Raw genomic sequence first — 255 nt, 5'->3', positions numbered from 1 at the left:
CCACCGACCAGGTGGTGTCGCTGTCGTCGAACCAGATCGGCGCCTTGAGCACGGCGCAGTTCTCGTCGCTGGCCACGGCCGCCGTGGCCGCCATCGCCACGGCCACCATCGGCGGCCTGAAGACGGCAGACATCGCAGCCCTGAAGACGGCCCAGCTGGCCGCCCTGACGACCGACCAGGTCGGCGCCCTGACCACGGCGCAAGTGGCGGCCCTGACCACCGGCAGCATCGCCGCCATGAGCACCGACCAGGTGG

At 71.8% G+C, this 255-nt stretch carries 1 protein-coding gene; it reads left to right on the top strand.

All coding sequences use genetic code 11. From position 1 onward, the window contains the following. A partial coding sequence (locus H3H36_RS26515; protein ID WP_182220996.1) for a hypothetical protein occupies positions 1-255 on the top strand: 255 nt, incomplete at both ends.

The organism is Rugamonas fusca, from assembly GCF_014042365.1.
Classification (GTDB): domain Bacteria; phylum Pseudomonadota; class Gammaproteobacteria; order Burkholderiales; family Burkholderiaceae_D; genus Rugamonas; species Rugamonas fusca.
The sequence above is the reverse complement of the archived record's forward strand: the minus strand, read 5'-3'. Positions and strand labels throughout refer to the sequence as shown.